The sequence below is a fragment of the Mycobacterium sp. smrl_JER01 genome (assembly GCF_048513595.2).
In the GTDB taxonomy this organism is placed as follows: Bacteria; Actinomycetota; Actinomycetes; order Mycobacteriales; family Mycobacteriaceae; genus Mycobacterium.
Map to the genome: position 1 here is coordinate 772,390 of NZ_JBLXXK020000001.1, position 25,396 is coordinate 797,785.

Annotated in this window: 31 protein-coding genes; 19 read left to right on the plus strand and 12 right to left on the minus strand. The window is 69.6% G+C overall.

The window, feature by feature from the left end:
• Positions 1–92: 92 nt before the first annotated feature.
• The 8 genes from ACNUDN_RS03710 to ACNUDN_RS03745 all read left to right on the plus strand — a co-directional run bounded on the left by ACNUDN_RS03710 (position 93) and on the right by ACNUDN_RS03745 (position 7,714).
• Complete coding sequence (locus ACNUDN_RS03710; RefSeq protein WP_419120688.1) at positions 93–473, plus strand: nitroreductase/quinone reductase family protein; 381 nt, start codon at positions 93–95, stop codon at positions 471–473.
• 51 nt (positions 474–524) lie between these two features.
• On the plus strand, positions 525–1,823 hold the full coding sequence (gene hemL / locus ACNUDN_RS03715; protein WP_419120689.1) for a glutamate-1-semialdehyde 2,1-aminomutase: 1,299 nt from the start codon (positions 525–527) through the stop codon (positions 1,821–1,823).
• Between the two features lie 77 nt (positions 1,824–1,900).
• On the plus strand, positions 1,901–2,482 hold the full coding sequence (locus tag ACNUDN_RS03720; protein WP_419125005.1) for a histidine phosphatase family protein: 582 nt from the start codon (positions 1,901–1,903) through the stop codon (positions 2,480–2,482).
• Positions 2,479–3,081 carry a TlpA disulfide reductase family protein gene (locus ACNUDN_RS03725; RefSeq protein ID WP_419120690.1) on the plus strand — a complete coding sequence of 201 codons (603 nt, stop codon included), beginning with the start codon at positions 2,479–2,481 and terminating at the stop codon, positions 3,079–3,081. Before ACNUDN_RS03720 ends, ACNUDN_RS03725 begins: the two co-directional genes overlap by 4 nt.
• Positions 3,078–3,863: a cytochrome c biogenesis CcdA family protein gene (locus ACNUDN_RS03730; protein WP_419120691.1), complete on the plus strand. Its 786-nt coding sequence runs from the start codon at positions 3,078–3,080 to the stop codon at positions 3,861–3,863. The genes ACNUDN_RS03725 and ACNUDN_RS03730 overlap by 4 nt, the downstream gene beginning before the upstream one ends.
• The gene (resB, locus tag ACNUDN_RS03735) at positions 3,863–5,545 is read left to right on the plus strand and encodes a cytochrome c biogenesis protein ResB (protein WP_419120692.1); all 1,683 of its coding nucleotides are present in this window, start codon (positions 3,863–3,865) and stop codon (positions 5,543–5,545) included. The genes ACNUDN_RS03730 and resB overlap by 1 nt, the downstream gene beginning before the upstream one ends.
• A 28-nt stretch (positions 5,546–5,573) precedes the next feature.
• Positions 5,574–6,548, plus strand: coding sequence for a c-type cytochrome biogenesis protein CcsB (gene ccsB, locus ACNUDN_RS03740; protein WP_419120693.1), 975 nt, complete (start codon positions 5,574–5,576; stop codon positions 6,546–6,548).
• Positions 6,549–6,685: 137 nt separating this feature from the next.
• On the plus strand, positions 6,686–7,714 hold the full coding sequence (locus tag ACNUDN_RS03745; RefSeq protein WP_419125006.1) for a MinD/ParA family ATP-binding protein: 1,029 nt from the start codon (positions 6,686–6,688) through the stop codon (positions 7,712–7,714).
• Positions 7,715–7,745: 31 nt separating this feature from the next.
• On the opposite strand, the gene ACNUDN_RS03750 is transcribed toward ACNUDN_RS03745, so the two are convergent.
• Positions 7,746–7,925: a hypothetical protein gene (locus ACNUDN_RS03750; protein WP_419120694.1), complete on the minus strand. Its 180-nt coding sequence runs from the start codon at positions 7,923–7,925 to the stop codon at positions 7,746–7,748.
• Positions 7,926–7,973: 48 nt separating this feature from the next.
• Here ACNUDN_RS03750 and ACNUDN_RS03755 point away from each other — a divergent pair, with 48 nt between their 5' ends.
• Both ACNUDN_RS03755 and ACNUDN_RS03760 read left to right on the plus strand, forming a co-directional pair.
• Positions 7,974–8,309 carry a DUF4229 domain-containing protein gene (locus ACNUDN_RS03755; RefSeq protein WP_419120695.1) on the plus strand — a complete coding sequence of 112 codons (336 nt, stop codon included), beginning with the start codon at positions 7,974–7,976 and terminating at the stop codon, positions 8,307–8,309.
• Positions 8,310–8,385: 76 nt separating this feature from the next.
• On the plus strand, positions 8,386–8,799 hold the full coding sequence (locus ACNUDN_RS03760) for a nuclear transport factor 2 family protein (RefSeq protein ID WP_419120696.1): 414 nt from the start codon (positions 8,386–8,388) through the stop codon (positions 8,797–8,799).
• Between the two features lie 50 nt (positions 8,800–8,849).
• On the opposite strand, the gene ACNUDN_RS03765 is transcribed toward ACNUDN_RS03760, so the two are convergent.
• From ACNUDN_RS03765 to ACNUDN_RS03795, 7 genes are all read right to left on the minus strand, one after another.
• Entirely contained in the window at positions 8,850–9,569 is a 720-nt protein-coding gene (locus ACNUDN_RS03765) for a hypothetical protein (RefSeq protein WP_419120697.1), read from the minus strand.
• Positions 9,566–10,480, minus strand: coding sequence for a VWA domain-containing protein (locus tag ACNUDN_RS03770; RefSeq protein ID WP_419120698.1), 915 nt, complete (start codon positions 10,478–10,480; stop codon positions 9,566–9,568). Before ACNUDN_RS03770 ends, ACNUDN_RS03765 begins: the two co-directional genes overlap by 4 nt.
• Positions 10,477–11,436, minus strand: coding sequence for a hypothetical protein (locus ACNUDN_RS03775; protein ID WP_419120699.1), 960 nt, complete (start codon positions 11,434–11,436; stop codon positions 10,477–10,479). The genes ACNUDN_RS03770 and ACNUDN_RS03775 overlap by 4 nt, the downstream gene beginning before the upstream one ends.
• Positions 11,427–11,900 (minus strand): hypothetical protein, encoded by a 474-nt coding sequence (locus tag ACNUDN_RS03780; protein ID WP_419120700.1) that lies wholly within the window; start codon positions 11,898–11,900, stop codon positions 11,427–11,429. Before ACNUDN_RS03780 ends, ACNUDN_RS03775 begins: the two co-directional genes overlap by 10 nt.
• On the minus strand, positions 11,890–12,750 hold the full coding sequence (locus ACNUDN_RS03785; RefSeq protein WP_419120701.1) for a DUF58 domain-containing protein: 861 nt from the start codon (positions 12,748–12,750) through the stop codon (positions 11,890–11,892). The genes ACNUDN_RS03780 and ACNUDN_RS03785 overlap by 11 nt, the downstream gene beginning before the upstream one ends.
• Positions 12,751–12,760: 10 nt before the next feature.
• Positions 12,761–13,750 (minus strand): AAA family ATPase, encoded by a 990-nt coding sequence (locus ACNUDN_RS03790; protein WP_419120702.1) that lies wholly within the window; start codon positions 13,748–13,750, stop codon positions 12,761–12,763.
• Positions 13,751–13,845: 95 nt separating this feature from the next.
• Positions 13,846–14,715, minus strand: coding sequence for a 1,4-dihydroxy-2-naphthoate polyprenyltransferase (locus ACNUDN_RS03795; protein WP_419120703.1), 870 nt, complete (start codon positions 14,713–14,715; stop codon positions 13,846–13,848).
• A 42-nt stretch (positions 14,716–14,757) separates the two neighbouring features.
• Here ACNUDN_RS03795 and ACNUDN_RS03800 point away from each other — a divergent pair, with 42 nt between their 5' ends.
• From ACNUDN_RS03800 to ACNUDN_RS03815, 4 genes are read left to right on the plus strand one after another with little or no spacing between them, the layout of a single operon-like run.
• Positions 14,758–14,970, plus strand: a complete 213-nt coding sequence (locus ACNUDN_RS03800; RefSeq protein ID WP_419120704.1) for a hypothetical protein — start codon at positions 14,758–14,760, stop codon at positions 14,968–14,970.
• A gap of 3 nt (positions 14,971–14,973) precedes the next feature.
• The gene (locus ACNUDN_RS03805; protein ID WP_419120705.1) at positions 14,974–15,750 is read left to right on the plus strand and encodes an S-methyl-5'-thioadenosine phosphorylase; all 777 of its coding nucleotides are present in this window, start codon (positions 14,974–14,976) and stop codon (positions 15,748–15,750) included.
• Positions 15,747–16,793: an NAD-dependent epimerase/dehydratase family protein gene (locus ACNUDN_RS03810; RefSeq protein ID WP_419120706.1), complete on the plus strand. Its 1,047-nt coding sequence runs from the start codon at positions 15,747–15,749 to the stop codon at positions 16,791–16,793. The genes ACNUDN_RS03805 and ACNUDN_RS03810 overlap by 4 nt, the downstream gene beginning before the upstream one ends.
• Positions 16,794–16,817: 24 nt before the next feature.
• Positions 16,818–17,948 (plus strand): NAD(P)H-dependent flavin oxidoreductase, encoded by a 1,131-nt coding sequence (locus ACNUDN_RS03815; protein WP_419120707.1) that lies wholly within the window; start codon positions 16,818–16,820, stop codon positions 17,946–17,948.
• 107 nt (positions 17,949–18,055) lie between these two features.
• Here the strand turns inward: ACNUDN_RS03815 and ACNUDN_RS03820 are convergent, their stop codons facing one another.
• Both ACNUDN_RS03820 and ACNUDN_RS03825 read right to left on the minus strand, forming a co-directional pair.
• Complete coding sequence (locus ACNUDN_RS03820) at positions 18,056–19,075, minus strand: sensor histidine kinase (RefSeq protein WP_419120708.1); 1,020 nt, start codon at positions 19,073–19,075, stop codon at positions 18,056–18,058.
• Positions 19,062–19,745, minus strand: coding sequence for a response regulator transcription factor (locus tag ACNUDN_RS03825; RefSeq protein WP_419120709.1), 684 nt, complete (start codon positions 19,743–19,745; stop codon positions 19,062–19,064). The genes ACNUDN_RS03820 and ACNUDN_RS03825 overlap by 14 nt, the downstream gene beginning before the upstream one ends.
• Positions 19,746–19,848: 103 nt before the next feature.
• Between ACNUDN_RS03825 and ACNUDN_RS03830 the strand changes: the two genes are divergently transcribed.
• The 5 genes from ACNUDN_RS03830 to ACNUDN_RS03850 are packed head-to-tail and all read left to right on the plus strand — an operon-like array spanning position 19,849 to position 23,372.
• Positions 19,849–20,505: a glycosyltransferase family 2 protein gene (locus ACNUDN_RS03830; protein ID WP_419120710.1), complete on the plus strand. Its 657-nt coding sequence runs from the start codon at positions 19,849–19,851 to the stop codon at positions 20,503–20,505.
• Positions 20,502–21,176: a TIGR04282 family arsenosugar biosynthesis glycosyltransferase gene (locus ACNUDN_RS03835; protein ID WP_419120711.1), complete on the plus strand. Its 675-nt coding sequence runs from the start codon at positions 20,502–20,504 to the stop codon at positions 21,174–21,176. Before ACNUDN_RS03830 ends, ACNUDN_RS03835 begins: the two co-directional genes overlap by 4 nt.
• Positions 21,176–21,802 carry a methyltransferase domain-containing protein gene (locus ACNUDN_RS03840; protein ID WP_419120712.1) on the plus strand — a complete coding sequence of 209 codons (627 nt, stop codon included), beginning with the start codon at positions 21,176–21,178 and terminating at the stop codon, positions 21,800–21,802. The genes ACNUDN_RS03835 and ACNUDN_RS03840 overlap by 1 nt, the downstream gene beginning before the upstream one ends.
• Positions 21,802–22,908, plus strand: coding sequence for a molybdopterin-dependent oxidoreductase (locus ACNUDN_RS03845; protein WP_419120713.1), 1,107 nt, complete (start codon positions 21,802–21,804; stop codon positions 22,906–22,908). The genes ACNUDN_RS03840 and ACNUDN_RS03845 overlap by 1 nt, the downstream gene beginning before the upstream one ends.
• Complete coding sequence (locus ACNUDN_RS03850; protein WP_419120714.1) at positions 22,905–23,372, plus strand: hypothetical protein; 468 nt, start codon at positions 22,905–22,907, stop codon at positions 23,370–23,372. The genes ACNUDN_RS03845 and ACNUDN_RS03850 overlap by 4 nt, the downstream gene beginning before the upstream one ends.
• Here the strand turns inward: ACNUDN_RS03850 and ACNUDN_RS03855 are convergent.
• Both ACNUDN_RS03855 and ACNUDN_RS03860 read right to left on the minus strand, forming a co-directional pair.
• Positions 23,298–24,644, minus strand: coding sequence for a hypothetical protein (locus tag ACNUDN_RS03855; RefSeq protein ID WP_431959360.1), 1,347 nt, complete (start codon positions 24,642–24,644; stop codon positions 23,298–23,300). The genes ACNUDN_RS03850 and ACNUDN_RS03855 overlap by 75 nt on opposite strands.
• Positions 24,645–24,761: 117 nt before the next feature.
• Complete coding sequence (locus tag ACNUDN_RS03860) at positions 24,762–25,376, minus strand: MSMEG_1061 family FMN-dependent PPOX-type flavoprotein (RefSeq protein WP_419120716.1); 615 nt, start codon at positions 25,374–25,376, stop codon at positions 24,762–24,764.
• Positions 25,377–25,396: the final 20 nt, after the last annotated feature.

Below are 25,396 nucleotides of genomic sequence, written 5' to 3' on the forward strand. Positions count from 1 at the left end.
GCCATGATGCGGCCGACCAGCCCCGGCGGGGAAGTGGCGGATACGTCCCCCGGCTGTTGCGGCAGCACTCTGACGCGGATCACACTCATGGGGTGGCCTACCTCAAGCCGCCGTGGTTCACCAGGCGGATCTTCAACCCGATCGCGATGGTGTTCGGGATGGGGGAGACGCTGACGGTGACGGGTCGGCGCAGCGGTCACCCGCAGCAGATTCCGGTTGTGGTGCCCGAGGTCGACGGCGTCAGATACCTGGTCTCGACGCGCGGGGAGTCGGACTGGGTCAAGAATGTGCGAGCGAACCCGCAAGTCAAGGTCGGTCACACCGCGTATATCGCCGCCGAGATCCCGGTTGAGCAGCGCGCACCGGTCATGGCCGTCTATCGGCCGCTGGCGGGCAAGGTGGTGGAGAGCTACTGGCGGCAACTGCCCGCCGACGCCGACCATCCGGTGTTCCGGCTCACCGAGGTCCGGTGACCACTACACCCTGTAGTTGACGCTTTTGACCCGGCTGGGACACTGGTCGGCATGAGCAGTACCGACCTGTCCGCGAAGTTGTTCGCCGACGCGTCCTCGGTGATCCCCGGCGGGGTCAACTCGCCGGTGCGGGCATTCAACTCCGTGGGTGGCACACCGCGGTTCATCACCTCGGCCAACGGGTGCCGGCTGACCGACGCCGACGGCAACCGATATGTCGACCTGGTGTGCTCGTGGGGCCCGATGATCCTGGGGCACGCGCACCCCGCAGTCGTCGAGGCGGTGCAGCGGGTGGCCGCCGACGGGCTGTCGTTCGGCGCGCCGACCCCTTCGGAGTCCGAGTTGGCTCGGGAGATCATCGAGCGGGTCGCACCTGTCGAGTTGTTGCGCCTGGTCAACTCCGGCACCGAGGCGACCATGAGTGCGATCAGGCTGGCTCGCGGGTTCACCGGCCGCGCCAAGATCGTGAAGTTCTCCGGGTGCTACCACGGCCACAGCGACGCATTGCTCGCCGACGCCGGCTCCGGGGTCGCGACACTGGGTCTGCCGTCGTCGCCGGGAGTGACCGGCGCTGCCGCGGCGGACACCGTCGTGCTGCCGTACAACAACGTCGCCGCGGTCGAAGAGGTGTTCGCCCGCTTCGGTGACGAGATCGCGTGTGTGATCACCGAGGCCAGCCCCGGCAACATGGGTACGGTCCCACCGCTGCCGGGTTTCAACGCCGAACTGCGCCGGATCACCGCCGCGCACGGGGCACTGCTCGTCGTCGACGAGGTGATGACGGGTTTCCGGGTCAGCCGCGCCGGCTGGTACGGACTGGACCCGGTGGAGGCCGACCTGTTCACCTTCGGCAAGGTGATGAGCGGCGGGCTACCGGCCGCGGCCTTCGGCGGACGCGCCGAGGTGATGAACCGGCTGGCCCCGCTGGGGCCGGTGTATCAGGCGGGCACGCTGTCCGGCAACCCGGTCGCGATGGCCGCCGGGTTGGCGACGCTGCGCGCAGCCGACGATGCCGCCTACGCCGCCCTGGACGCCAACGCCGACCGGGTGGTCGGCCTGATCGGCGACGCGCTCACCGAAGCCGGTGTGGCCCACCGTATTCCGCGGGCCGGCAACATGTTCAGCGTGTTCTTCGGCGACGAACCGGTGACCGACTTCGCCTCGGCCCGTGCCACCGAGACGTGGCGGTTTCCGGCGTTCTTCCATGCTCTGCTCGATGCCGGGGTCTACCCGCCGCCGAGCGCCTACGAATGCTGGTTCGTCTCGACTGCTCTCGACGACGACGCATTCGACACCATCGCCGCGGCGCTGCCCGCGGCGGCGCGGGCCGCGGCGCAGGCGAGGGCATGACGACGCCGACTCCCGGTGCCGGAGGCGCCGATCAGAATTCCGGTGCCGGAGGCGCCAATCCCACGATCGTGCACGTCATGCGCCATGGTGAGGTGCACAACCCGGAGAAGATCCTCTACGGCCGGCTGCCGGACTACCACCTGTCGGACCGGGGGCGGGCGCAGGCCCAGGCCGTCGCCGACTGGCTGGCCACCCGCGACATCACCCACATCGTGGCTTCGCCGCTGGAGCGCGCGCAGGAGACCGCCGCCCCCATCGCGGCACGGCACGGTCTGCGCATCGACACTGACGACGAGTTGATCGAGTCGACCAATGTCTTTCAGGGGCAGCGTGTTTCACCCGGAGACGGGGCATTGCGAGATCCGCGGAACTGGTGGCATCTCCGCAATCCGCGCACCCCGTCCTGGGGTGAGCCGTACCGGCAGATCGCCGCCCGCATGACACGCGCGGTTCACCGGGCCCGTACTGCCGCGGAGGGGCACGAGGCGGTGTGCGTCAGTCACCAGTTGCCGGTGGAGACCCTGCGCCGCGCGATGACCGACCGCCCGTTGCACCATTTCCCGACCAAGCGGATGTGCAATCTCGCGTCGGTGACGTCGTTCTACTTTTACGACGGGACCTGTGTCGGCTGGGGGTATGCGGAGTTGGCCGGACAGTGAAACCGGTGGTGGCCCTGATGCGCACGGTGCTCGCGGCGTGCGCGGCCACCGCCGTGCTCGCCGGTTGTGCCACCGGCAGCGACGCCGTCGCGCAGGGCGGCACCTTCGAGTTCGTCGCCCCTGGCGGGCAGACCGACATCTTCTACGATCCGCCGTCGGACCGGGGTACTCCCGGGCCGTTGGCAGGCCCCGATCTGATGGACACCGACACCACGATCTCGCTGGACGACTTCGCCGGTCAGGTGGTGGTCATCAATGTCTGGGGGCAGTGGTGTGGGCCGTGCCGTACCGAGATCACCCAGCTACAGCAGGTTTATGAGGCGACCCGCGACCAGGGGGTGGCCTTCCTCGGAATCGATGTGCGCGACAACAACATCGACGCGCCTCGCGACTTCATCATCGATCGCGGGGTGACGTTTCCGTCCATCTATGATCCGCCGATGCGCACCATGATCGCGTTCGGCGGGCGTTACCCGACCACGGTCATCCCGTCGACGGTGGTGCTCGACCGTGAGCATCGGGTGGCGGCGGTGTTCCTGCGTGAACTGCTCGCCGAGGACCTACAACCTGTCGTCGAGCGGCTGGCAGCCGAGCGATGAATCTGGACCAGATCGACCAGCTGACGACGACCGGCCCGCTGTTGTTGGCGATGGGACTCGCCGCAGCCGCGGGGTTGGTGTCGTTCGCGTCGCCGTGTGTGATCCCTTTGGTGCCCGGCTATCTGTCGTACTTGGCCGCGGTGGTCGGGGTCGACGACCGCGGCGCCGGCCCCGGGGCGGTCGCGGTCAAGGGTGCGCGGTTGCGGGTGGCCGGTGCGGCCGCGTTGTTCGTGGCCGGGTTCACCGTGGTCTTCCTGCTCGGCACCGTCGCCGTGCTCGGCATGACGACCACGCTGATCACCAATCAGCTTCTGCTGCAACGGCTCGGCGGGGTGGTCACCATCCTGATGGGTCTGGTGTTCATCGGGCTGGTGCCGATGCTGCAGCGCGACACCCGGTTCACGCCGCGCCAGGTTTCCACCCTTGGTGGGGCCCCGCTGCTCGGCGCGGTGTTTGCGCTGGGCTGGACGCCGTGCCTGGGGCCCACGTTGACCGGCGTGATCGCGGTGGCTTCGGCCACCGAGGGCAGCAATGTGGTGCGCGGGGTGGTGCTGGTGATCGCGTACTGCCTCGGGCTCGGGATCCCGTTCGTGGCATTGGCGTTCGGTTCCGCGCGGGCGGTCGCGGGACTGGGCTGGTTACGCCGACATACCCGGACCATCCAGGTGTTCGGCGGCGTGCTGATGATTCTGGTGGGTGTCGCTCTGGTCACCGGTCTGTGGAACGAGTTCGTGTCCTGGGTGCGTGACGCGTTCGTCAGCGATGTCAGGCTCCCGATCTGATGGTCACCGCACCCCCGCGCGAGGACACCGACCCGCGTCCCCCGGCTTCCCCGGGTGCGGTGTCGCGGCTGTTCGCCCTGATCCGCAACACCTGGCGGACGCTGACGTCGATGGGCACCGCGCTGGTGCTGCTGTTCCTGCTCGCCCTGGCCGCGATCCCCGGTGCGTTGCTGCCGCAGCGGAACCTCAACGAGACCAGGGTCGCCGAGTACATCGCCGAGTATCCGAACCTGGGCCCGTGGCTGGACCGCGTGCAGGCCTTCGACGTGTTCTCCAGCTTCTGGTTCACCGCGATCTATGTGCTGCTGTTCATCTCGCTGGTGGGTTGTCTGACCCCGCGCATGATCGAACATGTGCGCAGCCTGCGCGCCACCCCGGTCCCCGCACCCCGCAACCTGGCCAGGTTGCCCAAGCACCACGCCGCCGAGGTGCCGGCCGCCGATGTCGACGCGGTGGCCGCGGCCGTCGATGCGCGGCTGCGGGGCTGGCGCCGCACGACCCGCCGGGACGCTCCGACCGCAGTCACCGGAGCCGCTCCGGCGACGGCGCCGATGGTCGAGATCTCGGCTGAGAAGGGCTATCTGCGCGAGTTCGGCAACATCGTCTTTCACTTCTCGCTGCTCGGGCTGCTCGTCGCGATCGCCGCGGGCAAGATGTTCAGCTACGAGGGCAACGTGATCGTCGTCGCCGACGGCGGCCCCGGGTTCTGCACCGCATCCCCGGCCGCCTTTGACTCGTTCCGCGCCGGCAACACCGTCGACGGCACATCGCTGTACCCGATGTGCGTGCGGGTCAACGACTTCACCGCCACCTACCTGGAGAACGGGCAGGCGGTCGGTTTCCAGGCCGACATCGACTATCAGGCCGGCGACGATCTGACCACCGGCACCTGGCGGTCCTACCTGTTGAAGGTCAACGAGCCACTGCGCGTCGGCGGGGACCGCGTCTATCTGCAGGGGCACGGCTACGCGCCGACGTTCTCGGTGACCTTCCCGGACGGACAGACCCGCACCCAGACGTTGCAGTGGCGGCCCGAGGACCAGATCACGTTCCTGTCGTCGGGGGCGATGCGATTCGACCCGCCCGGGGGGACGTATTCCGACGAGCGGGAACGGCGCCGCAACCAGCTCGCCATCCAGGGTCTGTTCGCCCCGACCGCTCAACTCGACGGCACATTGCTGTCGTCCCGGTTTCCGGAGATGAACGACCCCGCCGTCGCCATCGACGTCTACCGCGGCGACACCGGGCTCGACACCGGACGACCCCAGTCGCTGTTCACCCTCGACCCGCGCATGATCGACCAGGGGCGGCTCACCAAGGCGGCGCGGGTTAACCTGCGGGCCGGCGAGGACACCCGGCTCGCCGACGGCACGGTCGTCCGGTTCGACGGCGCTGTGCCGTTCGTCAACCTCCAGGTATCCCACGACCCGGCCCAGATCTGGGTGTTGGTGTTCTCGATGACGATGATGGGCGGGCTGCTCGTGTCGCTGATCGTCCGGCGTCGCCGCGTCTGGGTGCGGCTCGCGCCGGGGGCGGCGGGTACGGTGAACGTCGAGCTGGGCGGCCTGGCCCGCACCGACAACTCCGGGTGGGGCGACGAGTTCGAACGGTTGACGGCGCGGCTTCTCGCCGACATGGGGTCCGCCGAGCCGACGCAAGAGAAGAAAGCGGATCACCCATGAGTGCAGCTCGTAACCGAACGGAGCGCCGATGAACACGGCCGTCGACATCGGGCTGGCCCGGTATTCCGATCTGGCGTTCACGTCGTCGGTGCTGGTGCTGCTCGCGGCGCTGTTGTTGCTCGCCGTCGAACTGGCCTACAGCCGCAGCCGCAAGGCCGACAGCCGTGAGCTGGTCGGCGCCGGCGGTGTAAGCCGCGACAGCACGGCGCCCGGCGTCGTCGTCGACGCGCCGCGGCGCCCGTTCGATGAGCGGCTCGGCACCTCCGGCGTCGCGCTGACCTACGTCGGGATCATTCTGCTGTTGGCGTGCATCGTGCTGCGCGGGTTGTCCACCTCACGGGTGCCGTGGGGCAACATGTACGAGTTCATCAACCTCACCTGTTGGTGTGGGTTGGTGGCCGCGGCCTGGGTGTTGCGCCGCCCTCAGTATCGGTCGCTGTGGGTTTTCGTCCTGCTTCCGGTGCTCATCCTGTTGACCGTCTCGGGTAAGTGGCTGTACTCGCATGCCGCGCCGGTGATGCCCGCGCTGCAGTCGTACTGGCTGCCGATCCACGTATCGGTGGTCAGCCTCGGCTCTGGGGTGTTCCTGGTGGCGGGGGTGGCCAGCATCCTGTTCCTGGTGAAGATGTCGCGGCTCGGCGACTCCGGCCGCACCGACGCCGTCGGACGCATCGTGGCCAAACTGCCCGATGCGCAGATCCTCGACCGGATCGCCTACCGCACCACGATCTTCGCGTTTCCGGTGTTCGGATTCGGGGTGATCTTCGGTGCGATCTGGGCTGAAGAGGCCTGGGGCCGCTATTGGGGTTGGGATCCCAAGGAGACGGTGTCGTTCATCGCGTGGGTCATCTATGCGGCCTACCTGCACGCCCGTTCGACCGCGGGCTGGCGGGACCGCAAGGCGGCCTGGATCAACATCGCCGGCTTCGTCGCGATGGTGTTCAACCTGTTCTTCATCAACCTCGTGACCGTCGGTCTGCACTCGTATGCTGGCGTCGGCTGAGCCGACAATCGGATGGGGTGGCTGAGCCGACAGAGGGATGGGGCGGCTGAGCCGACAATCGGACGACATGGAGAGGGGAGTGACTGTTGGCCAACGTGCCGAGCAGTTTTCGTGCACAGCAACGGTTCTCCGATCCGATGGCGCCGGTTCCCGCCGAGTGGACGGCTCCGACGCCGCCGGAGGGTGTGTCGCCGATCGTCAGCAGTGACCAGGCCCCCTATCTGGACCTGTCCACGGTGGCGTTGCTGGGCACCGCGAACCGCGGCCCGTCGGCCGGTTGGCGCAAATGGCTCTACCGGGGATCCGGCCGGCTGATCAATGTCGGGGAGAGCCCGAAGGTGATTCGGCGCAACCAGCTCATCGCGCGGGTCCAGCGCCCGCTGCGGGGCTGCTACCGGATAGCGATGCTCTCCCAGAAGGGCGGAGTCGGAAAGACGACCGTCACCGCGACTCTCGGAGCGACTTTCGCGACGACCCGCGGCGATCGGGTGGTCGCGGTGGACGCCAACCCGGACCGCGGCACGCTGAGCCAGAAGGTGCCGGTGGAGACCCCGGCGACGGTACGTCACCTGCTGCGGGACGCCGAGGGTATCGCCGCGTACAGCGACGTCCGTCAGTACACCTCACAGGGGCCCAGCCGGCTTGAGGTGCTGGCCTCCGAAAGCGATCCCGCGGTCTCCGAGGCGTTCAGCGCCGCCGACTACTGCCGTGCGGTGGATGTGCTCGAGCGCTTCTACAGCGTGGTGCTCACCGACTGTGGCACCGGCATGCTGCACTCGGCGATGGCGGGGGTCATCGACAAGGCCGATGTGCTGGTGGTGATCAGTTCCGGCTCGGTGGACGGGGCGCGCAGCGCGTCAGCGACGCTGGACTGGCTCGACGCACATGGCCACGAGGACATGGTGCGCAATTCGATCGCCGTCATCAACGGTGTGCGCGCGGGGGCGAAGCGGGGCGGTGCGAAGGTCGACCTGACCAAAGTGGTCGATCATTTCGCGCGGCGCTGCCGGGCGGTCTGCCAGGTGCCGTTCGACCCGCATCTCGAGGAAGGCGCGGAGATCAGCCTGGACCGGTTGCGCCGCGACACCCGGGAAGCACTGCTGGAGTTGGCCGCTGTGGTCGCCGACGGGTTTCCGGGCGCACGCCGCTCCGACCCGGTCGGGTAGCGGCCGGGCCGCACGCGCCGCACGCGTGTGGTCAGGGCCGGGGCTGGTCGGGGCGCGGCTGATCGTCGCGCGGGTTGATCCGTCGCAGAAAGTCGGGATCGTCGTCGGGTCCGATCACCCGGGTGCGCGGTCGGTTCGCGTTCATCCGGGTCACCCGCCAGCCGACGTACACCAGTCCGGCCAAGACGAGAATCAGGAGCAAATAGGCCACTCAAAACCTCCTTCCTGTCAATATACGCGTCCTCGGTAGGCTCGGATCGTGGCTGATGATCGACCGGCGGGATCGCGACTCATTCTTGACGTGCTCGCTTACACCGCAGCGCGGTTGGCGCTCGTCGTGGTGCTGACGGCGGGCATCCTCGGGGCCGGTCATCTGCTCGGTATCCGCGAGTTCCCGGTCGTGGTCGCGCTGTTGTTCGCGTTCGTCGTCGGCTTGCCGCTGGGTATCTGGCTGTTCACGCCGCTGCGTCGGCGAGCCAACGCGAGCATCGCGGTGATCGACGAAAGGCGTCGCCGCGACCGGGAACAGTTGCAGTCCCGGCTGCGCGGCCAGGGCGGCGGGCCCCACGATCGGGACGACACCAGCGGAAAGTGACAGTCAATGCCATGGGCGTAACGTCGGGGTGCTGCCGTAAGGCTTAGCTGAGCGCTGTGGCGGGTAACACAGTGTCATGAGTAATCCGCAGGTCATGACCCGCCCTCGGGGTCTCACAAACCACAGAGGTGTTATTAGCCCCAAGGCGTTGGTGGGGCAGCGGCTCTACCACCGTTGGATCAATGGTCTCTGGGCAGGTGAACGCATCGCCGGCGATCTGGTGTCGCCGGATTTCGTGGGGCACTGGCCGACCCACGAGGTGCACGGACCCGACGAGCTTCAAGCTGTGGTCGACCAGACCCGCTCGGAGCTCAAGGAGCTGTTGTTCGCGGTGGAGATCGGACCGTTCGGCGAGGGGGATCTGCTCGCGGCCCGCTGGGTCGCGACCGGCTCCACCGGCGACGGGCCCGCCCGCTATGTCGGCAATGATCTGCTGCGCATCGCCAACGGCAGGATCGCCGAGTACTGGACGGGCACCACGCGCGCGTGACCTGATGACGCGACACAGCACGGCGTGATCGACCTGCCGACGCGGCGGGGCTAGGCGACGGCCCCGTCGCGCAGCAGCTGTCGCAGAACTTCGAGCGGATCGCCGCCGCGGTCGAGGCGACGTTCCTCGGTGGGCCCGGCCTCGTCGGGTGCCGTCAACGGCGGTGCCGGCGGCGGGGCGACGGCCGCTCCCGGGGGAGGGGGCGCCGGTGGTGCGAGGGGAGCCACCGAGCCCAGCGCCGCGATCTTGGCGGTGATCCGTTCGTCGGCGTCGTGGCGCACCGCACGACGCTCGGGATCGGGATCCTCGTTGTCGGCGAAGCAACCCTCAGGTGCTTGGGCGATCACCTGCAGCGCGCTCTCGTAGCGCTGACGCGCCATATCCAATCGTGCTTCCCACGCGTCGATGTCACCGTGGCGCTCCCGCACCAGGGCGAGGTTCACCCGCACCGGACATGACCGGTCGCGGTCGGTGCCGGCCAGCGCCTCGGAGAAGCTGGCGTCCGCTTCGTCCAGACGGCCTTCGAGCACCGCGAGGCCGCCCGCAGCCGACGCGGCATTACCGGGTTCGACGAGGTCGAGTGTCTGCAGCACCGACACATCCTGGCGCAAAGCGCCGATCTCACCGGCGGCGAAGTGCCGCTGCGCCGAATCACCGAACACCACAACCGAGATCAACTTCGCCGCGATCAAGACGGCGACCAGTGCCGGCACCGCCGACGCCAGCAGCAGTCGTCGTCGCCGCCGGATCCGGGCCGGGACCTGTGTCATGACAGCACCTCACGGCGGGTGGCGCGGGCCCGAAGCAGATCCCGCGCGGTCAAGAAGATCTCGACCAGCAGGAACATCGACGCCAGCAGGGTGAGTACCCAGTAGAACTCGACGCGTGGCGTCGCCTCGCCGGGGTCGGGGACGGCGGCGGCATCGCGCTCGGTTTCCTCGTCGCGGGGTAACGGTTGACCGTCTCCGCGCGCCACGTAGGGCAGTTCCAGTTGTCCGGCGATCTCGCGCAACCTGCCCTCGCCGGTGCCGTAGTCGAGCACCGCACCGCCGTCGGGCGTGGCGGTGTCGAACGTGCCCTGGGGCGCCGTCGACTCGGGTGCGCCCGAGCCGAGGTAGTACACCAGGTTCGGTGCTCGCGGATACTGCTGACCGGCGGCGATCATCTGATAGCGCAGCACATTCGCTGCCGCGGCGGCGTTGACCTCGGTGCCGGCCGCGGTCGGGCCGGGGTAGGGCGTGAGCGCGTCGACGACCGGTTCCAGGCTCCACGTGTCGTCAGACAGTGGCCACTCGATCGCCGGCCGCGACGCGAACCCGATCAGCGCGAACCGGGCGCCGGGATGAGCGTCGATGAGTTCTTCGATGTCGTCGCGCATCTGAGCCATCCGCGGCACCCCGTCGGGCCCGGTGCGGGCCGAATCCGCCGACCGGTCGACGACGAGGTAGACATTGGCGTCTTCCGGCCGGGGCTGCCCGGCGTCGAGGACGTCGGTGGTCCCGCTTCCCGGCCGCGCCGCGGCCAGCACGAGCAGCAGCATCGCCGCGGTGGTGGTCGACCACCGCAGCACCGTCCGGCGTCCGGCCCGGGATGCCGGGCCCAGCGCGATCGCGCGCAGGGTGACCAGCGCCGCCGCGGTCACCGCCAGCAACGCTGGCGGCAGAACCGGATCGAAGTTCATCGTCGCACCGCCAGCAGCGAAACCCCCAGCAGCGCCGCCAGGGCCAGCGCGACGACGAGGACGACGACCGGGGAGTCTTCCCGCACGTCGGAGCCGTCGTCGGTGCCCCCCGGCGGGTGTGCACGGATGGTGTCCAGTTGCCCGTCGATGGCGGCGGCGTCGAATCGGAAGAACTGTCCGCCGGTGGCCTCGGTGGCGGTGCTCAGCGCGGCGGTGTCCCGACCGGGGGTGGCGATAGCGTTGATCTGCACTCCGGCCTGCCTCGCCATGTCGGCGACCTGGGCGTCGGTGTACAGCGACGGCCGGTCGTCCCCGGGTGCGCGCAGGGCCCCCGGGCCCAGGTAGAGCAATGCGCGGCGGGTGTCGCCGGGTGCCTGGAAGTCGGGAAATCCGGTCATGCAGAGTGCGAGCGCGTCGGCGACGGTGGGTGCGTAGTCGTCATAGGTCACCGCTGCGTTCAGCGGCGCGGCCGAACGTCCGCCGGCGAACTCCGAGAGCCGCCCGGCGGCGAACTGATGGTCGCGGGTCAGCGGCACGATCCGCCGGTTCAGCGAGGTCAGCCCGATCCGTTCGGACCCGTAGACGGTGGCGGCCTCCCGGGCGAAGTGGCCGAGGAAGCTGCCGGTCGCCTCGTCGGTGGACGGCGCCCCGACGCAGAGCATGATGTCGTCGCGGGGGTCGGAACCGTCTGCGTCCCAGAAGGTCCCGCTCGGGCGGGCGCTGGCCAGCGCGGTCGCCGTGTACAACAGGATCAGCAGCGTCAACGCCACCATGGCGGTCCGGGTCTGTCGGCGCACCACCGCCCGGTACTCGGGCAGCCTGGTCAGCCGCGCGGTGTGCGCCAGCGGCAGCTGCCGCTCCTGATCGCTGCGGATCGGCAGCAGAACTGCCAGTGCCACCGCCAGGATCAGGGCGCCGATCCCGGCGGCGAGCACCGGCCACCATGTCAGTTCCACGATCGGATCAGCTCTTCGGTGTGGTCGCCGAGTTCGCCGACGTCGACGTCGGGGTCTCTGGCGAATTGTGCGGTGCCGAGGGCCTCCAGCACGGGTACCGCGTGGGCCAGGTCTCCGGCCGCCAGCGCGCGCAACTGCATGTACTGGGCGCGGGTACCGGTGGCCTGGTGCAGAAAGCTGCGCAGCGTGTGACTCAGCGCAGTGCCGGCCTGTTGGGCTGTGAGTTCTCCGGCACGGTATCGGCGGGTGATCTCGCCTGCGGTCCTGGCGTAGCGGTGTCGCAACAGCCGTGCGTGGGAGGTGCGCAGCCCGGGGGTGTTTCGCAGGTTCTGGGCAGGCAAGGTGGCGACGAAGATGGCCGCGAACCAGCCGACGACGGCCACCAGCAGCGCGATGCCGAGCCACAGCCACAGCCTGGAGTAGGAGGGTGGTCCGCTGACGAACTCCAGCAGGTCATCCGGCACGCGACCACACCCTGGTCATGTCGGTGACGGCCCGCCGGATCTGGTCGGTGCGCGAGATCGTCACATGCGAAACCGCCTGTGCAGTCATGAATTCGGCCAGATGCTGGATGCGCCGGTCCTCGGCCCGCCGGTACGCCGCGACCACGCGCGGATCGACCGCCGCCGAACCGAGGACGGGCCGACCGGACGCGACGTCGTAGCCGCCGTGCACGGCCTCGGATGCCGGCATGTCGGCGACCATGGCCCACATCACGTCGTGTCGGGCGGTCAGCCGGGACAGTTCGCCGGCGAGACGCTCGTCGGGATCGGGTTCGTCGGATACCACGACCAATAGCAGCGGATGACGGTAATGCGTTGCCACATAGGTCAACTGGCTCGCGATGTCACTGGGGCCGGACTTGCCGGTATGGGCGTGGTAGCTCTGCAGCATGCTCTCGATGTGGTTCTCGCCGCGGCGCTGCCGCACCCGCAGGCTGCCCCGCGCGTCGCCATAGACCATCCCGATCTCGTCGGCGCGTCCCAGTGTGATCAGGCCGAGCGCACCCAAGATGTTCAGCGCGACATCGCATTTGCGTTCACCGCCGGAGGCCATCGCGTGCATGTTTCGGCCGGCGTCGGCCACCAGCAGGATCTTGTGGTGCTTCTCCGAGACGAACCGCTTGATCAGCACCGAGCCCGAGCGGGCCGAGGCCTTCCAGTCGATGTCGCGCACGTCGTCGCCGGGCACGTAGGGTCGCAACTCGTCGAACTCCAGGCTGCGAGTGTGCAACAACGCGTGCCGGCCACCTTCGAGCAGACCGCGGGTGTCGGTGCCGAAGTGCGCCCTGGCACGGTTGAGGTGCTTGCCCATCGGCGCCCGCTCAGGGCACCCGGACCGCGCGCAACACCGCGTCGATCACCACATCGGGGGTCACCCCGGCGCTGGCCGCCTCGAACCCGAGGATCAGGCGGTGCTGCAGCACGCGGTGCGCGAGGTCGGCGATGTCGCCCGGGACCACGTGATTGCGACCCGCCAGGACCGCCAGCGCGCGCGCCGAGGTGCACAACGCGATGGTGGCTCGGGGGCTGGCGCCGTAGTCGATCAGTCGCGCGATCTGGCCGGGCAGGTAGTTGGCGGCATCGCGGGTCACGCCGACGAGTCGGCTGGCGTAGAGCATCAGATCCCGGCTCAGGTACACCTCGCGGGTGATGCGCTGGAGCCGGCGGATGTCGTCGAGGGCCGCCACCGGCCTGCTGTGCCGGTCCTTGTCGAACAGTCCGGCGTCGAGTCGGGTGAGCACCTCGACCTCCTGCTCCGGGGACGGATAGCGCACGATCTCCTTGAGCAGGAACCGGTCGGTCTGGGCCTCCGACAGTGCGTAGGTGCCCTCCTGGTCCACCGGGTTCTGCGTCGCGATGACCAGGAACGGCTCCGGGATGGGGTAGACGGTGCCCGCGATCGTGGTCTGGCGTTCCTCCATCGCCTCCAGCATCGCGCTCTGGGTCTTGGCGCTGGACCGGTTGATCTCGTCGAGCAACACCACGTTGGCGTGCACCGGGCCCAGTTGGGTGACGAACGAGGTGGTCGCCGCGTCGTAGACCTGGGTGCCGATGATGTCGCTGGGCAGCAGGTCGGGGGTGCACTGGATGCGGCGGAACTGTCCGTCGACCGACTCGGCGATCACCCGCGCCGCGGTGGTCTTGGCCAGCCCGGGCACGCTCTCCAGCAGGATGTGGCCGCCGGTGAGCAGCCCGATCAGCAGCGTCTCGCGCAGATGCTGCTGTCCGACCACCTTGGCCGAGAACGCCTCGGCCAGCGCCGCGACGACGCGGTGCGCCTCACGGACCTCGTCAGCGGACTCCCTCGGCATCGGCGCAGCGTTCATCCCGCTGCATGTACCACGCGAATCGGGCGCGCAAACGCGCGTCGCCGGTGCCCGCCCGCGGCGATACCCGCCCGGACCCGCTAGGTGAGTGCCAGTGCGGCGGCCACCGTGACCGCCCAGACCAGCATGGTCAGACCGGTGTGCTGCAGCACCGGGATGAGGTCTCTGCCGCCCGATCCGTCGCGGATCGGCCTGGCAGCGCGGATCGCGGGCGCAACAGCGACCAGACCCACCGCGCACCACGGCGTCGCGAGCATCAGGGGAAGCGTCGCCACGAGCGGGATCGCCAGCAGCACCTGGTAGAGCACCCTGGTGCGGGCGTCACCGAGCCGCACCGCCAGGGTGATCTTGCCGGTCTGCGCGTCGGTCGGGATATCGCGCAGATTGTTGGCCACCAGCACCGCCGACGACAGGCAGCCGATCGCGACGGCGAGCGTCACACCCACCCAGTCGATGCGTAGCGCCTGGGTGAACTGGGTGCCCAGCACCGCCACCAGACCGAAGAAGACGAACACCGCGACCTCACCGAGGCCCAGGTAGCCGTACGGTGTGGAGCCGCCGGTGTAGAACCATGCGCCCGCGATGCACACCGCCCCGACCGCGATCAGCCACGGCGCGGAGAACCAGGCCAGCACCAGACCCGCGACCGCTCCGACGGCCAGGCTCGCCACGGCCGCGCTCAGCACCGCCTTCGGTGCCGCCAGCTTCGAGCCGACCAGCCGTAGCGGACCGGACCGGACGTCGTCGGTGCCGCGGATACCGTCGGAGTAGTCGTTGGCGTAGTTCACCCCGACGATCAACGCCACGGCCACCACCAGCGCCAGCGCAGCCTTCCACCACGACACCGCGTCCAGCCAGGCGGCGGCGCCGGTGCCGGCGATGACGGGTGCGACGGCGTTGGGCAGCGTGCGGGGACGCGCCCCCTCGACCCATTGGGCGAAAGTGGCCACGACGGTCAGTCTTGCAGGTGTCGGCCGTGGCAGACTGGGCGCATGGACGACCGACTGAGCAGGACCGAGATCGGCAAGGACGCGGTCCAGGAGATCGTCGCGGCCGGCGCATCGGCGGTCGGGGAGGTGACCTCGATCATCACCACGGCGGTCAAGGATGTCGCGAACACCCTCGGCGGTTTCGCCACCGACGTGTTCGAGATCCGCGACGGGGCCCGGCGGGCCGCGCAACAGCTCGACGAGGACGACGCGTAGCACGTGCTCGGCGTCATCGGCGGCAGCGGCTTCTATTCGTTCTTCGGCACCGACGCGCGCAGCGTCAGCCTGGACACCCCCTACGGCCCGCCCAGTGCATCCATCACGGTCGGCACCGTGGGTGCCCACGATGTCGCGTTCCTGCCCAGGCACGGTGTGCGACACGAGTTCTCGCCACATACCGTGCCGTACCGGGCGAACATGTGGGCACTTCGCGCGCTCGGTGTGCGCCGCATTTTCGGGCCGTGCGCGGTCGGCAGCCTCGACCCGCAGCTCGGGCCCGGCGCGATGGTGGTCCCCGATCAGCTCGTCGACCGGACTTCCGGCCGCACCGACACCTATTTCGACTCCGGGGGGATCCACGTCGGGTTCGCCGATCCGTACTGCCCGTCGTTGCGCGCCGCGGTGACCGGGTTGCCCGGTGTCGTCGACGGTGGGGCGATGGTGGTGATCCAGGGGCCGCGGTTTTCCACCCGTGCCGAGAGCCGGTGGTTCGCCGACCAGGGCTTCACCCTGGTGAACATGACCGGATATCCAGAGGCGGTGCTGGCTCGTGAACTTGAGATGTGCTATGCCGCAATCGCTTTGGTGACAGATTTGGATGCGGGTATCGAGAGCGGGCAGGGCGTGCGGGCGGTGGACGTGTTCGCCGAGTTCGAACGCAACCTGGTGCCGTTCAAGAAGTTGGTGCACGAGGCGCTCGACCAGGTGGACGTCGAGCGCACCTGCACCCACTGCCTGCCGCATGCGGGTGTGCAGTTGCCTTTCGATCTGCCATGAGGGTTTTGCTGACCGGCGCGGCCGGTTTCATCGGCAGTCGTATCCACGCCGGGCTGAGCGCGGCGGGCCACGATGTGGTCGCGGTGGACGCGATGCTGCCGGCCGCGCACGGCGACGGTGCTGTCCTGCCCGGCGGCGTGCGACGGGTCGACGTGCGCGACGCCGACGCGGTGGCGGCGGCGCTCGGCGGTGTGGAGGTGGTCTGTCACCAGGCGGCGGTCGTCGGGGCCGGGGTGAACGCCGCCGATGCGCCCTCCTATGCGGCGCACAACGACCTGGGGACCGCGGTGCTGCTGGCGCAGATGTTCGCGGTGGGGTGCCGGCGGTTGGTGCTGGCTTCTTCCATGGTGGTGTACGGACAGGGGCGCTATGTCTGTCCCGAACACGGCGACGTCAATCCGGGGCCGCGGCGGCGGGCCGACCTCGAGGCCGGGGTGTTCGACCACCGCTGTCCGGTCGGCGGTGAGCCCGTCGAGTGGGCGCTGGTCGGTGAGGACGCGCCGCTACAGCCGCGAAGTCTGTATGCCGCCAGCAAGCTCGCCCAGGAGAACTACGCGTTGGCGTGGGCCGAGGCCACCGGGGGGTCGGTGGTGGCGCTGCGCTACCACAACGTCTACGGACCGGGCATGCCGCGCGACACTCCCTATTCGGGAGTCGCGGCGATCTTTCGATCCGCGCTCGAATCGGGTGAGGTGCCGAGGGTTTACGAGGATGGCGGCCAGATGCGGGACTTCGTCCATGTCGACGACATCGCCGCGGCGAACGTCGCCGCGGTCTCGGCGGCGCCGGACGGGTTTCGCGCGCTCAACGTGTGCTCGGGCAGGCCCGTGTCGATCCGCGATGTCGCAGCCGCGCTGTGCGAGGTCCGCGGCGACGCCGCGCCGGTGGTCACCGGTCAGTACCGCAGCGGCGACGTCCGCCACATCGTCGCCGATCCGGCCCTGGCCGCCGAGGTGCTGGGTTTCCGCGCCGCGGTCGACCCCGCCGACGGGCTGCGCGAGTTCGCCACCGCGCCGCTGCGAGGCCCCACACCTTCGTCTTGACGCGTGTCAAGTCATACTGTTGCGATGACGTCCACAGCGCTGTGTGAACAGTTCGGTATCGATTTCCCGCTCTTCGCGTTCAGTCATTGCCGCGATGTGGTGGCCGCGGTCACCAATGCCGGTGGGTTCGGCGTTCTCGGCGCCACCGCCTACACCCCCGAGCAGCTCGATCGCGAGCTGACCTGGATCGACGATGCGGTGGCCGGTAAGCCCTACGGGGTCGACCTGATCGTGCCCGCCAAGTTCGAGGGCAAGGGCGAGAAGCTCTCCAGCGCGGATCTGGCCGGCCGCATCCCGCAGGCCTATCGTGACCTGGTCGACGAGCTGCTGCGCGCCCACTACATCGAGCCCGAACCGAAGCGACGCCTCGGCGGGTCCTCACTGTCGGGCGACACCGGCCGCGAACTGCTCGACGTCGCGCTGACGCACCCGGTCAAGCTGATCGCCAACGCCCTCGGCGTACCGCCGGATTACATGATCGAGGCGGGTAAGGAACGGGGTATCCCGGTCGCGGCGCTGGTCGGAGCCAAGGAGCACGCGGTCAAACAGGCCGCGGCGGGCGTGGATCTGATCGTCGCGCAGGGCACCGAGGCCGGCGGGCACTGCGGTGAGGTCAGCACCTTGGTGGTGGTTCCCGAGGTGTTGGAAGGACTGGCAGCGCTGGGCGTTTCCACACCGGTGTTGGCGGCGGGCGGCATCGTCACGGGCCGCCAGATGGCCGGCATGGTCGCGATGGGCGCAGCCGGCGCGTGGACGGGCTCGGTGTGGCTGACCACCGAAGAGGCCGAGACGGCGCCGCACACGGTGGCCAAGATGCTGGCCGCGACGTCGCGCGACACCGTGCGGTCGGCCGGGCGCACGGGTAAGCCGTCGCGGCAGCTGGTCTCGGACTGGACGAATGCGTGGGCTCCGGCCAAGGACGGCCACCAGCCGTTGGGCCTGCCACTGCAGTCGATGCTGTGCGAGCCGGTGATCCGCCGGATCGACGTGCTGGCGGCGCAGGGGCACGAGGGCGCGCAGGCTCTCGCGACGTATTTCGTCGGGCAGGGCGTCGGGTTGATGAACAAGGTGAAGCCCGCCCGCGACGTGGTGCGCGAGTTCATCGAGGACTACCTGGCCGCCGCGGAACGGCTGAGCAACTCCCTGCCGGGCTGAGCGGGCCTGATCCGCCGAGGGTGCTCACACGGTAGCTGCGACGGGGTGTCCACTACCCGGACTGCACCCTCGCGGACACTCGGCCCGGCCGGCCGACCCCTCCGGCCTCAAGCGAGCGGCAGCCGCACCTCGAACCGGGCCCCGGTCGGCAGATTGTGCGCCGAGAGCGTGCCGCGGTGAGCCTGCACCAGGCCGGCGGCGATCGCCAGCCCCAGCCCCGATCCGCTCGGCAGCGACGAATCGGTGCGTGGCACCCGGCTGTTGGAACCCCGGTAGGCGACGTCGAACACCCGCGGCAGATCGGCTTCGTCGATACCGACACCGGTGTCGTCGACCCGGGCCCACGCGCTGTTCTCATCGGCGCCCAGCGCCAGCTCGACGCTTCCCCCCGACGGGGTGTGCGCGATCGCGTTGGCGACCAGATTCGACAGCACCCGAACCAGTGCGCGGTCGCTGCCGAGCACCCGCACCGGCTGCTCGGGGATGTTCGCCCGCAGCGTCACCCCGGCCCGTTCGGCCGCGATCCGGTGCGCGGCGAGCACATCGTCGACGACCTCGTCGAGCGCGACCTTGTCGAACGACGGTGTCAGCGCACCGGCGTTGATCTTCGACATCTCGAACAGGTCGTCGACCATCTCGGCGAGCCGAACCGATTCGTGCTCGATATGTTTGGCATGCACCCGGACTTCCTCGTCGGGCACGACACCGTCGGCGATCGCTTCCGACACCGCCCGGATCCCGGCCAGCGGGGTGCGCAGATCGTGGCTGACGAACGCGACCAACCGTCGACGCGACAGCTCGGCGGCCCGTTCGGAGTCGCGGATCTCGGCCTCCCACACCGTGCGTCGGGCCTGATAGCGGCCCAGCATCACCGCAGCCGGGATCGTCACGATCGAGACGATGGCCAGCACCACCGCGGTCTTCTCGAACGTCTGGGTGATCATGAACCCGCTCGCGCCCAGCACCCCGGCCAACGTCGCCAGCACCGGGATCAGCACCAGCGCCACCATGCTCACCGCCAGCGACCATGAGCGCGCCAACCGGACCACCGCCGCGCCGACCAGGACCACCGGCACCGAGCAGGCCAGCGCCCAGCCGACGATCTCCCACACGTCAGCCGGCGGCACCGGATGCCCACATGTAGCCGCGGCCCCACACCGTCTGGACCCGGTGCCGGTCGCCAAGCTTGGAGCGCAGCCGCTTGACGTGCACGGTTACCGTCGACAGATCGCCGAAGTCCCAGTGCCACACCTGTTTGAGCAGATCCTCGCGGGTGAAGACGGTGTCGCTGTGGGTCAGGAAGAAGACCAGCAGGTCGAATTCGCGGTTGGTCAGGCTCACCGGGCTGCCCGCGACCGTCACCGTGCGCGAGGCGGTCGTGACCGTCAAGTCCCCGGACCGGATGTCGACCGGCAGGGCGCCCCCGGTGGCAGGGGAGCGACGCAGCACCGACCGGACCCGCAGCGCCAGCTCACGGGGACTGAACGGTTTGGTCAGGTAGTCGTCGGCGCCTGCCTCCAGCCCGGCGATGCGGTCCTCTTCCTCGCCCAGCGCGGTCAGCAGGATCACCGGTACCGAGTAGTCGCCACCCCGCCGCAGGCTGCGGCACAGCGCCATCCCGTCGGGGCCGGGCATCATCACGTCCAGCACCGCGACGTCGATGCGCCGGGATCCGAGCAGCCGCAGCGCCTCGGTGCCGTTGTGTGCGGTGCACACGTCGAGACCGTCGCGCTCGAGATAGCGCCGAACGACGTCGCGCACGACGCCGTCGTCGTCGGCGATGAGCACCCTGGTCACCACACCGAGGGTAGCGCGGTAGCGCCACTACCTGGGCTGATGTCACGCTTTCGTCAGGCTTGCCCGACGCTGCACCTGCGTCGTTACCCTAACGTTGAGGACCATGCCCGATGGCGCCGTGACAGTGGTGCTGCCTTGTCGCGACGAGGCGGCGTGTCTTCCTGGCGTGTTGGCGGCCATCCCGGCCGGGTATCGGGCGCTGGTGGTCGACAATGCCAGCACCGACGACACCGCCGAGGTGGCCCGGCGCCACGGCGCCGAGGTGGTCACCGAGCACAGACCCGGCTACGGCTCGGCCGTCCACGCCGGTGTGCTGGCAGCAGCGACGCCGATCGTGGCCGTCCTCGACGCGGACGGCTCCCTCGATCCGCGGGAGCTGCCCACCCTGGTCGCCGAGGTCGAGCGGGGCGCCGACATGGCGGTCGGGCGTCGTCGCCCGGTGCCGGGCCTGAGGTGGCCGTGGCATGCCCGGCTCGGTACGGCGGCGGTATGCCTGCGTCTGCGCCGCCGGTACGGGCTGCAGGTGCACGACGTCGCGCCGATGCGGGTGGCCCGCCGGGACGCGCTGCTGGCGCTGGGGGTCACCGACCGGCGCTCGGGCTATCCGCTGGAACTGCTGGTGCGGGCGGCGCGGGCGGGCTGGTCGGTCACCGAGCACGACGTGGCCTACGGTCCCCGTACCGGCGGGAGTTCCAAGGTCAGCGGGTCGGTGCGCGGGTCGGCGACCGCCGCGTGGGACTTCTACCGGGTGATCTCGTGATCCCGGTGTGCGTGTTGGTGGTTGCCAAGGCGCCGGTGCCCGGCCTGGCGAAAACCCGGTTGGCCACCGTGCTCGGCGACGTCGCCGCCGCCGACATCGCGGCCTGTGCCCTGTTGGACACTCTCGACGCGGTGGCCCACACCCGCGCCGCGGCGCGGGTGGTCGCGTTGACCGGCGATCTCGACGACGCCTGCCGAGCGGACGAGATCAGGTCGCGCCTGACCGATTTCACCGTGATCTCGCAGCGTGGCCCGGGTTTCGCCGAGCGGCTGGCCAACGCCCACCTCGACGCCGCCGCGGTGTCGGCGGGGTTGCCGGTGGTGCAGATCGGCATGGACACCCCGCAGGTCACCCCGGCACAGCTCACCGGCTGCGCGCAGGTGCTCTCCGGTCACGATGCCGTACTGGGACCGGCCCGGGACGGCGGCTGGTGGGTGCTGGGGGTACGGGACGCGACGAGCGCCGGATGCTTGCGCCAGGTGCCGATGTCGTCGCCGGATACCGGTGCTCTCACGTTGGAAGCTCTGCGCCGCAACGGTTTACGTGTCGGCCTTGCCGAGGAAATGGTCGACGTGGACACCGTCGACGACATCGACACGGTGCGTCGGGTCTGCGCGCGGACCTCCAGGTTCCGCCGGGTCACCGCATCGGTCCAGTTGGGGGAGAGGTAATGCTCGGACAACTCTACGATCGTGCGCTCAACGGTGAACGATGTTGGGTTCGTCGCAGCGACGGGCGGGTGAACCGGCTGCCGGTGCGCAGCTGGCTGGGCGGACGCGGTGCCGACGCCGAATTCGACAGCGCGCTGGTCGCCATGTGTATTGGGCCCACACTCGATCTGGGTTGCGGACCGGGCCGTTTGGTCGCGTCCCTGGTGGAGCGGGGATTGCCGGCCCTCGGTGTGGATCTGTCGGCGACGGCGGTGCGGTTGGCCAGGGACAACGGTGCTCCGGCCCTGCGTCGTGACGTCTTCGGGCCGCTGCCGGGTGCCGGGCGCTGGCACACGGTGCTGCTCGCCGACGGCAACGTGGGGCTAGGTGGGGATCCGCGCCGCATTCTGACCCGGGCCGCCGAACTGCTGCGCCGGGGCGGACAGTGTCTGGCCGAGTTCGACGCGACCACGTCCGGGATCGACGTCGGATGGGTCCGGCTGGAGTCTTCGCGCACGGTCGGGCCGTGGTTCCGATGGGCGTCGGTCGGTATCGACTCGGTGCCCGCACTGGCGGCCGAGGCCGGTCTCGCGGTGGCCGGTGTGCACCGGATCGGCAGCAGAGTGGTCGCGAACCTGGTGGCCTGATGGCCGCGTCGGCGCGCGGCACCGCGGTGACCGCCCGGGTCGGGGTCGCGCTCGGGGTGGCGATCGCCGTGTGTTTCGTCACCGGGCTGATCAGTCATCTCATCCAGCACCCGCAGCCGTGGTTCGACTGGCCGACAAGACCGGTGTGGCTCTACCGGTTCACCCAGGGGCTGCACATTGCGTCGGGTATCGCGGCGATCCCGCTGGTCTTGGTCAAACTGTGGTCGGTCTGGCCGAAGTTGTTCCAGCGACCGGTGATCGGCGGCCCGGTCCGCGCGCTGGAACGGGTGTCGATCCTGGTTCTCGTCGCCGCGATCCTGTTCGAGCTCAGTACCGGACTGCTCAACATCGCGCAGTGGTACGTCTTCGGGTTCTTCTTCCCGACTGCGCACTACGCGGCGGCCTATGTCGCGACGGGTGCGGTCGTCGTGCACATCGGCGTGAAGCTGCCCGTCATCCGGCGTGCCCTCGGCGAGTCACTCGACGAGGCACCGGATGACGCACCGCCGGGTCCCTCGCGCCGCATGGTGTTGCGCGGCACCTGGCTTGCCGTCGCGGTGGCGACCCTGGTGACGGTCGGTCACACCGTCCCCGCATTGCGTCGGGTTGCGGTACTGGCTCCGCGTTCCGGTGAAGGCCCGCAGGGTGTTCCGGTGAACCGTTCGGCGGTGGCGGCCGGTGTGCTCGATTCGGCACGGTCCCCCGATTACCGCCTGACCGTGGCCAATGGCGACCGCACCGCGGTGCTCACCGTGGACGATCTGCGCTCGATGCCGCAGCGCACGCACCGTCTGCCGATCGCCTGCGTGGAGGGATGGAGCGCCGACGCCGACTGGACGGGCGTGGTGCTGGCCGACCTCATCGCGCTGGTCGGCGCCCGACCTGACTCCGAGGTCCGGATGATCTCCCTGGAGCCGCCGGGACCGTACTCGCGCACCGTGCTGCCGGCCCGCCACGCCGCGGACGGCATGACCCTGGTCGCCCTGATGCTCAACGGTGAAACGCTCGACCTGGACCACGGATACCCGTGCCGGTTGATCGCGCCCTCCAGACCCGGTGTGCTGCAGACGAAATGGTTGTCCCGCATCGAGGTGATGGCGACGTGACCGCGCTGCGGGTGCTGCTGGTGTCGGCGGGTGTCATCCTCGCCGGGTACGGCGCGGTGCTGCTGTGGGGAATACCGACCCCGGCGCTGGGGCGGATCGGCGGCTGGGCCCTGGCCGGTGTCGTGGTCCACGACCTGGTGTTCGCGCCGCTGTGCGCCGCGGTCGGTGTGGCGGGCCGGACACTGCTGCCGGTGCGCTGGCGCTCCCCGGCCGCGGTGGCGGCGTTGTGCAGTGTGGTGTTGGTGGCATTGGCTGTCCCGGTGTACACCAAACCCGGTCTGCGCCCTGATAATCCGACGGTGCTGGATCGCGACTACGTGCTGGGGCTGTGGCTGGCGCTCGCCGTCGTGTGGGTGGGTGTACCGCTGTATGCCCTGGCGGCGCGGCGGCTACCAGTTGGTCAAGATGAGGTGGTTGATCGCGAGCGCACCGACGACATTGAGGGCCAGCCACCAGCGCACTGAGCGCCACGGCAGCAGTGCCGCGGCCGCCACCAGCCACACCGTGAACGGCAACCAGATGCGCTCCGTCTCGGCCTTGCTCAGCCGGGACAGGTCGGCGGCAGTGATCGACAGCAGTGCTCCGATCACCAGCAGATGCAGCGCGGAGCGCCGTTTGATGGCGGCGATGTCGAAGGCCCGGCCGATACCGGCGACGCTGCCGAGGCCGATCGCGCACACCACCGATGCGAAGTTCGCCCAGCCCCAGTACTGGAACGGGCGGTCGTTGGCGATCCCCTGCCAGTAGCGTTCCTGGACCAGCAGGTAACCGTCGAACCACCAGAAGCCGGCCGCGACGAACACCGCGACGACGACCAGGGCGGCGGCCACCGCCGGGGCGAAGGCCCGCAGCGCGGCCCGCCACGTGGCGGCGCCGAGCAGCACCGCCAGCACTGGGAATGCCATCAGCACCAGGCCGTAGTTCAAGAAGACGGCCCACCCCAGCAGCAGACCGGACCCGATGGCGGCCGCCGCCGGCAGCCGGACCGTTGCACGGACGGCCAGCGCCAGCAGCGCGACCCCCCAGGCCGCCACCCCGGCGAAATACCCGTCGGCCGATACCGCGATCCAGATCGCCGTCGGCGCCACCGCCAGAAACGGCGCCGCGCGCCTGGCGGTGTCCTCGTCGGCGAGCGCGCGCAGTGTCACCACGATCGCGGCGGCGACGCTGGAACCGGCAACCAGGCACAGGGTGCCGGCCCAGGCCCCGCCGCCGAGGCCGATACGGTCCAGCCAGACGAACGTGAGCAAGGCGCCCGGTGGGTGGCCCGAGACATGGGTGATCCAGGAATCCGGTTGGTAGTCGAGGATCCGGTCGGCGAAAGTGCGCACCGCCTCCGGGATGTCGGTGACGGTCGGCACCTGCCGCAGGTACTCGTGGGTGGCGGTGAGCCGGCCGGCGAAGCCGCGCTGCCAGCCGTCGATCATGGCGAGGCTGAACGCCCATGCGCAGGACACCGCCCACGCCGTCCACGGCACCCACCGCCATGGCAGCCGCTGGGCCACGGTCGGCCCCCACAGCACGGCGGCGAGCGCGATCGCGATCGCGGGGACGGTGCCGGGCCCGACGTGGGCGTTCCACCAGCCGAACAGCGGCGCGGTCTGGGCGAAGTCGCGGATACGGTCCGGGCCGGCATTGATCAGCGGGGTGACGATACCGAGGTCGAGATGGGGGACGACGAACGCCGCGACGACCAGAACGACGCCGACTCCGACGGCCACTGACTCTTTGCGCATCCCCCCATAGTGCCCACCACCTGCACCCCCACATGGCGCGAGAGTGCGTGTCTGCGGCAGACACGCCGCGCTATTCAGCGAGGATGCGCACGCTCGCGGCGGTCAATCGCACGGCGGTCAGTAGAGAACCTTGCGCATGTTGTCCTCATCGAGGCTCCTGCGCATCTGGTCGAGGTCGGCGTCGGCCCATATCGCCTTGGCCAGCTGGGCGGCGCTGGGCACCGCGGTGGGGTTCCAGGTCTGCGGCTGCCACGCATCCGAGCGCAGGAACGCCTTGGCGCAGTGGAAGAACACCTCCTCGACCGCGATCTCCAAGGCCAGGATGGGTCGTTTGCCGTGCACCGCCATCGCGTCGAAATAGTCGGCGTCGGCCATGATCCGGGCGCTACCGTTGATCCGCAGCGTGTCACCGCGACCGGGGATCACGAACAGGGTGCCGACCCGCGGCCGCTCCAGGACGTTGAGGTAACCGTCGACGCGCTTGTTACCGGGACGCTCGGGGATCGCGATGGTCCGTTCGTCGAGAATCTGCACGAATCCGGCCGGATCACCCTTCGGCGACACGTCGAGGCGGCCCTGGGCATCCATGGTCGCCACGAAACCCAGCGGTGAATGCGACAGCCAGTGCTGCTCCACCGGCAACAGGCGATCGTGCACCTTGTCGGCGATGGCGGCGGCGGGGTGGCCCACGATGGCGCGCAGCTCGTCGACGGAGGTCACTTCACGGCTCATGGCTCCATGATGCGCGGTGA

What these genes read in the sequence shown, in the direction of transcription:
- ACNUDN_RS03815 (WP_419120707.1), top strand. Translation starts at nt 16,818, where the DNA reads ATGACGTCCACAGCGCTGTGTGAACAGTTCGGTATCGATTTCCCGCTC.
- ACNUDN_RS03785 (WP_419120701.1), bottom strand. Translation starts at nt 12,750, where the DNA reads ATGGGCAAGCACCTCAACCGTGCCAGGGCGCACTTCGGCACCGACACC.
- ACNUDN_RS03760 (WP_419120696.1), top strand. Translation starts at nt 8,386, where the DNA reads ATGAGTAATCCGCAGGTCATGACCCGCCCTCGGGGTCTCACAAACCAC.
- ACNUDN_RS03855 (WP_431959360.1), bottom strand. Translation starts at nt 24,644, where the DNA reads ATGCGCAAAGAGTCAGTGGCCGTCGGAGTCGGCGTCGTTCTGGTCGTC.
- ACNUDN_RS03730 (WP_419120691.1), top strand. Translation starts at nt 3,078, where the DNA reads ATGAATCTGGACCAGATCGACCAGCTGACGACGACCGGCCCGCTGTTG.
- resB (WP_419120692.1), top strand. Translation starts at nt 3,863, where the DNA reads ATGGTCACCGCACCCCCGCGCGAGGACACCGACCCGCGTCCCCCGGCT.
- ACNUDN_RS03770 (WP_419120698.1), bottom strand. Translation starts at nt 10,480, where the DNA reads ATGAACTTCGATCCGGTTCTGCCGCCAGCGTTGCTGGCGGTGACCGCG.
- ACNUDN_RS03745 (WP_419125006.1), top strand. Translation starts at nt 6,686, where the DNA reads ATGGCGCCGGTTCCCGCCGAGTGGACGGCTCCGACGCCGCCGGAGGGT.
- ccsB (WP_419120693.1), top strand. Translation starts at nt 5,574, where the DNA reads ATGAACACGGCCGTCGACATCGGGCTGGCCCGGTATTCCGATCTGGCG.
- ACNUDN_RS03860 (WP_419120716.1), bottom strand. Translation starts at nt 25,376, where the DNA reads ATGAGCCGTGAAGTGACCTCCGTCGACGAGCTGCGCGCCATCGTGGGC.
- ACNUDN_RS03845 (WP_419120713.1), top strand. Translation starts at nt 21,802, where the DNA reads ATGGCCGCGTCGGCGCGCGGCACCGCGGTGACCGCCCGGGTCGGGGTC.
- ACNUDN_RS03840 (WP_419120712.1), top strand. Translation starts at nt 21,176, where the DNA reads ATGCTCGGACAACTCTACGATCGTGCGCTCAACGGTGAACGATGTTGG.
- ACNUDN_RS03810 (WP_419120706.1), top strand. Translation starts at nt 15,747, where the DNA reads ATGAGGGTTTTGCTGACCGGCGCGGCCGGTTTCATCGGCAGTCGTATC.
- ACNUDN_RS03790 (WP_419120702.1), bottom strand. Translation starts at nt 13,750, where the DNA reads ATGCCGAGGGAGTCCGCTGACGAGGTCCGTGAGGCGCACCGCGTCGTC.
- ACNUDN_RS03830 (WP_419120710.1), top strand. Translation starts at nt 19,849, where the DNA reads ATGCCCGATGGCGCCGTGACAGTGGTGCTGCCTTGTCGCGACGAGGCG.
- hemL (WP_419120689.1), top strand. Translation starts at nt 525, where the DNA reads ATGAGCAGTACCGACCTGTCCGCGAAGTTGTTCGCCGACGCGTCCTCG.
- ACNUDN_RS03800 (WP_419120704.1), top strand. Translation starts at nt 14,758, where the DNA reads ATGGACGACCGACTGAGCAGGACCGAGATCGGCAAGGACGCGGTCCAG.
- ACNUDN_RS03720 (WP_419125005.1), top strand. Translation starts at nt 1,901, where the DNA reads ATGCGCCATGGTGAGGTGCACAACCCGGAGAAGATCCTCTACGGCCGG.
- ACNUDN_RS03765 (WP_419120697.1), bottom strand. Translation starts at nt 9,569, where the DNA reads ATGACACAGGTCCCGGCCCGGATCCGGCGGCGACGACGACTGCTGCTG.